Source organism: Nocardia sp. NPDC060220, assembly GCF_042727815.1.
Lineage (GTDB): Bacteria > Actinomycetota > Actinomycetes > Mycobacteriales > Mycobacteriaceae > Nocardia.
Genome location: NZ_JBHWZY010000262.1, coordinates 1 through 8,024 on the forward strand (window position 1 = coordinate 1; position 8,024 = coordinate 8,024).

Here is an 8,024-nt window from a genome sequence, read left to right on the forward strand (position 1 = left end):
GTGCAGGAGTTCAGCGGCATCCTGCCCTCCATCGCGATAGACCCGGGTCTCTTCCTGGAATTGGACCTGCAACCCGGCGACATCACCAACGTCGACATCGGGGACGGCAAACCACTCATCCCGGGCAAGACCGTGCAGATCGTGACCCGCGACTTCCACATCAAAGTCGACAACTGCATCGGGCCTGCCACCATCCGCCAATACACCTACGTGCTGACCAAAACACCCGAAGTCGACGACAGCGGAGCGGTGTTCGGCGAGCCCACCACCCTGTAGCGAGCCCCGCGACCGCGCGTGGCGGTCCTCTTTCGATCCCGCCGAGTGAAAACGTCTACCGGGCAACCGAATCATGATTGCGTAGCCTCAACCGTGCGCGACGGTCCCCCGGCCCGCTCGCATTCGGCGATACAGCTCGAACCGATCGACGTGGAGGAGCGCACCATGACTGCCGAAGATTGGCGGCACAACGGTGTCCGGGTGATCAAGGCCGATCAGCTGGATTCGAACACTGCGCAGACACCCGGAATGGAGCGGGCGGCCGCGATCGATTTCGCCCGTGTCGGCGCGCAGAAGATCTGGGCCGGGACCGTCACGATCCATCCGGACGCCAAGACCGGCGCACACCATCACGGCGCACTCGAAAGTGTCATCTACGTGATCCGCGGCCGCGCCCGGATGCGATGGGGCGAGCGGCTGGAATTCGTCGCAGAGGCCGGGCCCGGCGACTTCATCTTCGTGCCACCGTATGTCCCGCACCAGGAAATCAACGCCAGCACCCACGAACCCCTGGAATGCGTGCTGGTGCGCAGCGACAGCGAAGCCGTCGTGGTCAATCTCGACATCGAGCCGATCGAGAAGCCCGACGCCGTCCATTGGATCGACCCCATCCACCACCATCTGTAGCCCTTGATTCCGGCGAAAGTGTGAAGGTCGGTGCGGTGATTCACCGTCGACGACGTCAGCCGGCCACAGTCGCTGATCAGTGGTGCACCAGCGGACTCAAGGCCTTGCCTGCCAATTCGAGGATGCCCGGCTCATGACCGTTGGCGACCATGTTCACGATGATGCCGTCGACCCCGTGATCCAGGATGCGGCGCTGGATCTGCTCCGCCACATCGTCGGGGGCTCCGGCGAACACGCTGTCCGCCGAGATCGCCACCACGACATCGCGCTGCATGAACTCCTGCGCCAGCTTGCGAGCCCGGTCGCCGTTCTCGTCGATGACGACGACAGCGCGGTAGCTGGTCTCCAGAGTCTGTGGGTCACGCCCGGCCTCCTCGCAGCGCTGCCGCAGGGTGGCCAATTTCTGGGGCAGGTCGCTGGTGTGGCAGAGGATGTTCAGGTGGTCGGCGTAGCGCGCGGCCAGGCCGAAGGTCTTCTTCTCACCGCCGCCACCGAGCAGGATCGGCAGGTCGTCACGCACCTGCGGCTCGTTGATCGCGTTCTCGGCGCGGTACCACGTGCCCTGGAAGGTGGGCCGCTGCCCGCGCAGCATCGGCGAGATGATCTGCAGCGCCTCGTCCAGCCGCTGGAACCGCTCGGTGAAGCTGCCGTAGTCGAAGCCGTAGCCGCGGTGCTCTAGCTCGAACCAGCCCGCGCCGATGCCGAGGGCCGCGCGGCCGCCGCTGATCACGTCCAGCGTCGTGACGATCTTGGCCAGCAGCGCCGGATTGCGGTAGGTGTTGCAGGTCATCAGGGTGGCCAGCTGGATTCGCTCGGTGACGGTGGCCAGCCCGGCCAGGGCCGTGTAGGCCTCCAGCATCCAATCGTCGGGCTGCCCATAGACCTGATAGAAGTGGTCCATGAAGAGCACGGCATCGAACCCGGCTGCCTCCGCCTCCTGCGCCTGCGCGATGACCTTCGGGAACAGTTCGCGCGCAGAGCCCGCGTAGCCGAAGTAGGGCATCTGATATCCGAGACGAATGCTCATGTTCGACGACCCTACGGTCGTTTTCCGCGTCGACCCGCAGCGATAATCCATGGCAATCAACCGCGCGTCACACGGCAATGGCCGGAAGTTCACCGATCGCCGTCCCGCGCCGCAGTACGATGAGTGGGCGAACTGATACTCGATCAGGTCGAGGCCTGGGTCGGCGCCCCGCTGCCCTCGCACACCGGAGTCGCGGCATGAATGTCGTCGTTTGGATCGTTTCCGGCCTGCTGGCCGCAGTCTTTCTCCTGGCCGGTGCGATGAAACTCGCCAAATCCAAAGAACAGCTCGTCGCGGACCCGAAAATGGGCTGGGCCGAGCCCTTTCCGGAAGGCCTGATCAAGTTCATCGGCGCGGCAGAAGTCGCCGGCGCACTCGGCCTGATCCTGCCCGGCGTGTTCGGTATCGCCACCTGGCTGGTGCCCGCGGCCGCCATCGGTCTGGCGGTGATCATGGTCGGCGCGATCGTCACGCACGGGCGCCGCGGCGAATGGTCGAATGTCGTGATGACCGTGGCGCTGCTGGCATTGGCGGTGTTCGTCGCGGTGGAACGGATCGGCCCGCAAGCGTTCTGACGTCGGTCCCAGTGGGCGGGACTGTACCGGTCAATTGTCCAATTCGCTGGTTGTCGTCGGCGCTCGGCAATTACGGTGCCGCGCATGTCTCGCACTCACCGCATACTCGCAGCCGCGGCCCTGGCCGCTGTCCCCTTCGCCACGGCAGCGCCGGCCCCCGCGGCTCCGGTCGTGAACAAGGTCGTGGTCATCGGCATCGACGGCACCCTGTGGAGTGAGGTGACGGCGGCCGATGCCCCCAACCTCGACCGCATGGCCGCGCAGGGCACCCTGGCACGCACCTCCATCGCCCCGCACACCACCATGTCGTGCGTTTCGTGGGCCACGGCGCTGACCGGCGTATGGGATACCAAGCACGGAATACAGGACAATGGATCCACCTGCAACGCAGGACCTTTCGCACAATATCCGACGGTGTTCACGCAGGTGGAGCGGGAGCGTCCGGCGCTGTCGACGGCCTCCATCGGGACCTGGGACAAGATCGGCATGATCGCGCGCACCGGCAGCCCGCAGGCCGATCGGGTGACCGTCACGCAGATCGATCCCACCGGCGCGGGCGTTTGTGAGACCACCGCCGATTCCGCGGCCACCGCGCAGGTTGTCTCGGCCATCACCGAGCAGGGAACCGACCTGCTGTTCACGCACCTCGATCAGGTGGACATCGTCGGACACACGCTGCGCGGAATCTGGCCGCAGGCCTATCGCGATGCCATCGGCCGCGTGGACAGCCTGGTCGGGCAGATCACCGCCGCGGTGGACGCACGGGCGGCGGCGCATTCGAACGAGCGGTGGACGATCCTGGTCACCACCGACCACGGACACAAGCCGGATGGGGGGCACGGCGGTCAGAGCGCCTACGAGACAGCCAGTTTCGTGATCGCGCGGGGAGCGGGGTTCGCGGCGGGCACAGAGAACAACGGCTACACCCTCGCCGACATCACACCGACCGTGCTGGATCTGCTCGATGTCCCGGCGCCCGCGAACCTCGACGGCGAGTCGATGATGACGGGCGGTTCGGGCAACCCGGCACTACCCGCGCCGAACACGCCACCGGTCGACTCCGGGATCACCGGTTCGTCGTCCGGTTCGGCACAGGCGGCGATGGTGGCGAATCCGTTGTGCCTGCTGGGAAGTGGATCGGCGAGCGGTTCGTCCGAGCGCTAGTTCCCGCCGCTCAGCGAGGTGCGATCCGGAACAACCCGCTCATCGTGCCCTGATAGAGGGTGCGGTCAGGGGCGATGGTGCCGACCATCTGCAGGGTGTTGTGCACGGCGGTGGCCCCGATGACCTTCTCCGTGTCGACGCGCCCGGTAGCGGCGTCGATCACGGTGTAGCGGAAGGTATCGGTCAACCCGGCGCTGCCGGTCGAAATGATGCTGTGGCGCGCGACGGTGTAGATCTTGCCGTCGGCCACCGACAGACGTGGAACCGCCGCGGACAGAACATCATTGGTCCACTTCACCTGACAGCCGGAACCGCTGACGTCTACGCGGACCATGCCCCCGGTGAACGAAGCATGCGCCGGGTCGCTGTCGCCCGCCCCCTCCGGCACCGCGGGATACGGGTACCCGTAGGTGCTGGCGACGAAAAGGCTGTTGCCGGAACCGATCGGCGAGTTCTCGGTGCCCTTGACCGTCGGCACCGAGCACACCGGATTGCCGCCGGCGGTGTCGAACACGAGCAGATTTTCCTTCGGCACGGCGTTGTCGGTGATCGCCACGTACTCGGTGCCGCTACCGGGGCCGAAGAAGGTGGGAGTGGCACCGGTCCCCCAGGAGAGCTGACCGGGCTTGCGGGCCGGACCGCGGTCGTAGGCCTGGCGCCACACGATGCGGGGACCGCCGGTCTCGTCGACATCGACCAGGTACAGCGCGTGGGTGGTGGCGATCGAGACGCCCTCGGGCGCGGTGGAAATGCTGTTGGCGACCTTCTCCCCCGGACCGAGCACGATCGACCGGGCCGCGCCGGTCGCCGGATCGGAGTAACCCGCCACCGCGTTGTCGGTGGCGAACCACACCCGGCCGTCGAAGTCGGGCATCACCGAACTCACAGCGTCGCAGTCGCTACCACCGCAGTGGCCCGTGACGGATTGCGCTATATCGGTTCTCGTCTCGACGAACAGCTTCCAGTCGTCGCCGTCCTTGCGGTGGCCGATCCGTAGCAGCTGCCCGCTGCCGTCGACGGTGACCATGCGGTCGTCGCTGTCGAGATAGGCGTACACACCACCGAGGAGGCTGCCCTTGGCCAAATCGAGGGAGGCCAGCGGCTGCCCGCTGCCGGGGTCGAGCAGGAACACCTTCGGGGCCCGGTCGATGATCTTGGTGCACAGCGCCTGCGGAATCCCGTCCGCGCCTTGCAGAATGGTCGGACACGCAGCAGCGAGTTCGCGGAAGTCGCTGTCGATGCTTCCGGTTCCGGGACCCGCGAAAGGCGTGGCGTCGGACGACTCGGCATCCCCGTGCATCGTCGCGGTTCCGGGCGGGCCCAGGTGCGGATTCGCGGGCGGTAGCGAACCGAACTCCGCGGCGGCGGTTCCGGTGGTGACCATGAGCGACACGGTCAGACACAGCGCGGCGGTCGCGGCGATGCGACCCATTCTTGCGAACACGGGCGACTCCCTGATTCCTGCCATCGACGCGCTCGCTCGCCAGAGCGAACCCGCCTCGAAACAAATACTCGAACTCAGCCTTTCGAATACTCGTACAGCTCGCAGAGTAGGGGACCACAGTCGCGACGGCAAGATCCGTCGGCGACCGTCGCGCACCCCGGTCGGCACCACTGGTTCCGGGTTGCGGGTGCCTCGGTTCCGATCCGCGACCACCGACTCGAGCGACGCCGGCACCACGAACACAACGGCATTCCACGATCTTGGGGAACACTCGATGTCATGGAACCACTCGTGTCTGACGCGACCGACACCGAACCGATGTTGGTTACCACCCTCGATGCCTGGCGGTCGGGAGGTGATCAGCTGCCCGTCGACGACGACCGGACCGCCTGGGCGGCAGACGACGAGTCGGCGCTTCTGATTGCCGATGCGCTGGCGCCGACCGCGCAGATCCTCGTCGTCACCCCGCGCGGGGCATCGCCGACCGCGGGCCACCTGCCCGCCGCGAAGGTGCGGTGGGCCCGGCGCGGCCCGGCAGGCCGCCATACCGAACTGCTGCACCGGCCCTCGACCGCGGAGACCCTCGACCTGCTGCCGCATCCCGAAGGCGGCTGGTTTCGCGAAACTTGGCGCAGTGCGCATACTTTCGCGCCCACTGACTATCCGGGCCCACGCGCCGCGGCGACCGGCATCCTGTTCCTGCTCCCCGAGCACGAACAGTCGATCTGGCATGCGGTGCGCTCCGACGAACTGTGGATGTGGCACCGAGGCGGACCACTGGAACTCCTGCTGGGCGGCGACAGCGACACTCCCACCACAACCGAGACCGTGATCCTCGGCCCAGCCATCGAGTCGGGGCACCGCGTGCAGCAACTCGTCCCAGCGGGTAATTGGCAGGCGGCCCGGCCGTGCGGTGGTGCGGAGGTACTGGTGAGCTGCGTCGTCGCACCGGGCTTCGATTTCGAGGACTTCCGGAGCTGAACCCACACTCGATCGCCGGAAATGGCGAGCCCTCGGCTCGCCATTCCACTGTTACCGGGTTGCTGATTGATTCCTCGGCGCGCAGGGAGCAGAGTTGCGTTACACAGCGCGACATCACCCCTTCGAGCACACGCTGATCGGAGAATAATGGGACACCGGACGAGTTTCGCAGTGTTTGTCGCGACCGCGAGTTTGTTCATTGCCACGGGCTGCGCGACATCGTCGGATTCCGGCGGCGATGCCACCAGCACGTCGGCCGGCGCGCAGGCCGAGCCCGCCTACGCCACCACCCTCAGGCCGGTGATCACCCAGCTCATGAAGGACAACGTCATTCCCGGTGCTGTCGTGGTCGTCAAATCGCCGAAGCAGGGCGATTGGACCGAGACATTCGGCACCCGGGTCATCGGGGCCGACGACCCCATGTCGGTGGACGACTATTTCCGCATCGCCAGCAACACCAAAACCATGACGTCGACCGTCATTCTGCAGTTGGTACAGGAGGGGAAACTCGCACTCGAGGATCCGATTGCCAAATATTGGCCGGATGTGCCGAACGGCGACGAGATCACCATCGCCCAGCTCTCCGAAATGCGAAGCGGGCTCTACAGTTACACGTTCGACCCACAGTTCAATGCCATGCTCGACAGTGACCCGAACAAGGTGTGGACGCCCGAGGAGTTGCTCGCCATCGCCTTCTCCCATCCGGTCAATTTCGCGCCGGGGGAGAAATTCGACTACAGCAATACCAACATCATCCTGCTCGGCCTGGTCATCGAGAAGATCACGAAGATGACGGCCGCCGAGAATTTCCAGCAGCGGATCTTCGAACCACTCGGCCTGAAGCACACCTCGCTGCCCGCGGCGGCGGACCACTCGATCCCCGATCCGCACCCGCAGGGGTACGCGTTCGGCACCAATGTCTCCACCATCGACACCTTCGCCCTGCCGCCCGAGCAGCAGGCCGCCGCGCTCGCGGGCACGCTGCAACCCAACAACGCGACCGACGAGAGCCCGTCGTGGACGTGGACCGCGGGTGCCGCGATCTCGACGGTCGGTGATGTGGCCACCTACGTGCGGGCGCTCGTCGAGGGCGACCTGCTGGACGAGCAGATGCAGCGACTGCGGATGGACAGCATCCAGCCGATCGATCCGGCCGCGCCCGATGTCGCCGGATACGGTCTCGGCATCGTCCGATTCGGGTTGCATCTGTTCGGACACGACGGTCAGATACCGGGGTACATGACCTTCATGGGCCATGACCCGGAGTCCGACCTCACGATCGTGGTCGCCACGAACCTCGCGACAGTGCCGTCGGGCGAAGGGTCGGCACTGGTGCTGGTCAAGGGCATGCTGCCGACCTTCTACGGCAACGAGGCGGTGCCGGGCAGCCCGGCCGCGCCGAACACCGGCGCGACGACCGCACCCACCAGCCCTGCTCCACCGACCACCACCGGCCGGTGACGACCCCGCGAGCCCGCCACCCGAACGGATGTCCGCTGCACACGATGACGCCCGGCTGATCCGATGTTCGCATGCGGTGAGGCGATCCTTGCTTTACTGCTCGAAGGAGATATCGGAGTCTACGGAGGTGTCATCGACGGTGCCCGCTCGACGATTCGCCCGGCAATGGGCCGCGCACCTGGCTGCGGTGAACATCCCGGTACACGGCGAAGACGAGCTCGTCGACGTCCTCGAAGATCTCCTGGCCCGAGTGCTGGTCGCGCTGGCCAACCCCGCGTGGGATCCCGCCATCGGCGAAAACCTCGGGATCGCCGTCGCCGATCTCGGCTTCCGCTCCCCCGCTGTCATCGACGCCTCGCTGCCGACCCTGCGTGAGGTCTGCCGGCACGCCGGAGCGCCACCCGAGGTCCTGACGAGCCTGGCCTCGCGATTCGGCCTCGGCGTCGGGCGCAGTCTCACCTCCGAGTCG

9 protein-coding genes are annotated in these 8,024 nt (G+C 66.4%); 7 read left to right on the forward strand and 2 right to left on the reverse strand.

Features of this window, described 5'->3' with window-relative positions; translation table 11 throughout:
* Together ACFWF3_RS15680 and ACFWF3_RS15685 are read left to right on the forward strand one after the other, a co-directional pair.
* Positions 1 to 276, forward strand: a 276-nt coding sequence (locus tag ACFWF3_RS15680) for an MspA family porin (protein ID WP_379314217.1), incomplete at its 5' end; no start/stop codon positions are given.
* Between the two features lie 165 nt (positions 277 to 441).
* Positions 442 to 903 (forward strand): cupin domain-containing protein, encoded by a 462-nt coding sequence (locus ACFWF3_RS15685; RefSeq protein ID WP_378987585.1) that lies wholly within the window; start codon positions 442 to 444, stop codon positions 901 to 903.
* Positions 904 to 979: 76 nt separating this feature from the next.
* Here ACFWF3_RS15685 and ACFWF3_RS15690 read toward each other — a convergent pair whose 3' ends face one another.
* Positions 980 to 1,930: a TIGR03560 family F420-dependent LLM class oxidoreductase gene (locus ACFWF3_RS15690; protein ID WP_379314218.1), complete on the reverse strand. Its 951-nt coding sequence runs from the start codon at positions 1,928 to 1,930 to the stop codon at positions 980 to 982.
* 197 nt (positions 1,931 to 2,127) lie between these two features.
* Between ACFWF3_RS15690 and ACFWF3_RS15695 the strand changes: the two genes are divergently transcribed.
* Both ACFWF3_RS15695 and ACFWF3_RS15700 read left to right on the forward strand, forming a co-directional pair.
* On the forward strand, positions 2,128 to 2,505 hold the full coding sequence (locus ACFWF3_RS15695; protein WP_379314219.1) for a DoxX family protein: 378 nt from the start codon (positions 2,128 to 2,130) through the stop codon (positions 2,503 to 2,505).
* 84 nt (positions 2,506 to 2,589) lie between these two features.
* Positions 2,590 to 3,669, forward strand: coding sequence for an alkaline phosphatase family protein (locus ACFWF3_RS15700; RefSeq protein WP_379314220.1), 1,080 nt, complete (start codon positions 2,590 to 2,592; stop codon positions 3,667 to 3,669).
* Between the two features lie 10 nt (positions 3,670 to 3,679).
* Here ACFWF3_RS15700 and ACFWF3_RS15705 read toward each other — a convergent pair whose 3' ends face one another.
* Entirely contained in the window at positions 3,680 to 5,101 is a 1,422-nt protein-coding gene (locus tag ACFWF3_RS15705) for a hypothetical protein (protein ID WP_379314224.1), read from the reverse strand.
* 303 nt (positions 5,102 to 5,404) lie between these two features.
* Here ACFWF3_RS15705 and ACFWF3_RS15710 point away from each other — a divergent pair, with 303 nt between their 5' ends.
* The 3 genes from ACFWF3_RS15710 to ACFWF3_RS15720 form a co-directional block, all read left to right on the forward strand.
* Complete coding sequence (locus ACFWF3_RS15710; protein WP_379314221.1) at positions 5,405 to 6,094, forward strand: cupin domain-containing protein; 690 nt, start codon at positions 5,405 to 5,407, stop codon at positions 6,092 to 6,094.
* Positions 6,095 to 6,265: 171 nt separating this feature from the next.
* Complete coding sequence (locus tag ACFWF3_RS15715; RefSeq protein WP_379314222.1) at positions 6,266 to 7,555, forward strand: serine hydrolase domain-containing protein; 1,290 nt, start codon at positions 6,266 to 6,268, stop codon at positions 7,553 to 7,555.
* A 139-nt stretch (positions 7,556 to 7,694) separates the two neighbouring features.
* Positions 7,695 to 8,024, forward strand: a 330-nt coding sequence (locus ACFWF3_RS15720) for a hypothetical protein (RefSeq protein ID WP_379314223.1), incomplete at its 3' end; no start/stop codon positions are given.

Bases quoted from the DNA above. Each gene is read 5' to 3' on its own strand.
- ACFWF3_RS15695 (WP_379314219.1), top strand. From the start codon at position 2,128: ATGAATGTCGTCGTTTGGATCGTTTCCGGCCTGCTGGCCGCAGTCTTT.
- ACFWF3_RS15690 (WP_379314218.1), bottom strand. From the start codon at position 1,930: ATGAGCATTCGTCTCGGATATCAGATGCCCTACTTCGGCTACGCGGGC.
- ACFWF3_RS15700 (WP_379314220.1), top strand. From the start codon at position 2,590: ATGTCTCGCACTCACCGCATACTCGCAGCCGCGGCCCTGGCCGCTGTC.
- ACFWF3_RS15685 (WP_378987585.1), top strand. From the start codon at position 442: ATGACTGCCGAAGATTGGCGGCACAACGGTGTCCGGGTGATCAAGGCC.
- ACFWF3_RS15705 (WP_379314224.1), bottom strand. From the start codon at position 5,101: ATGGGTCGCATCGCCGCGACCGCCGCGCTGTGTCTGACCGTGTCGCTC.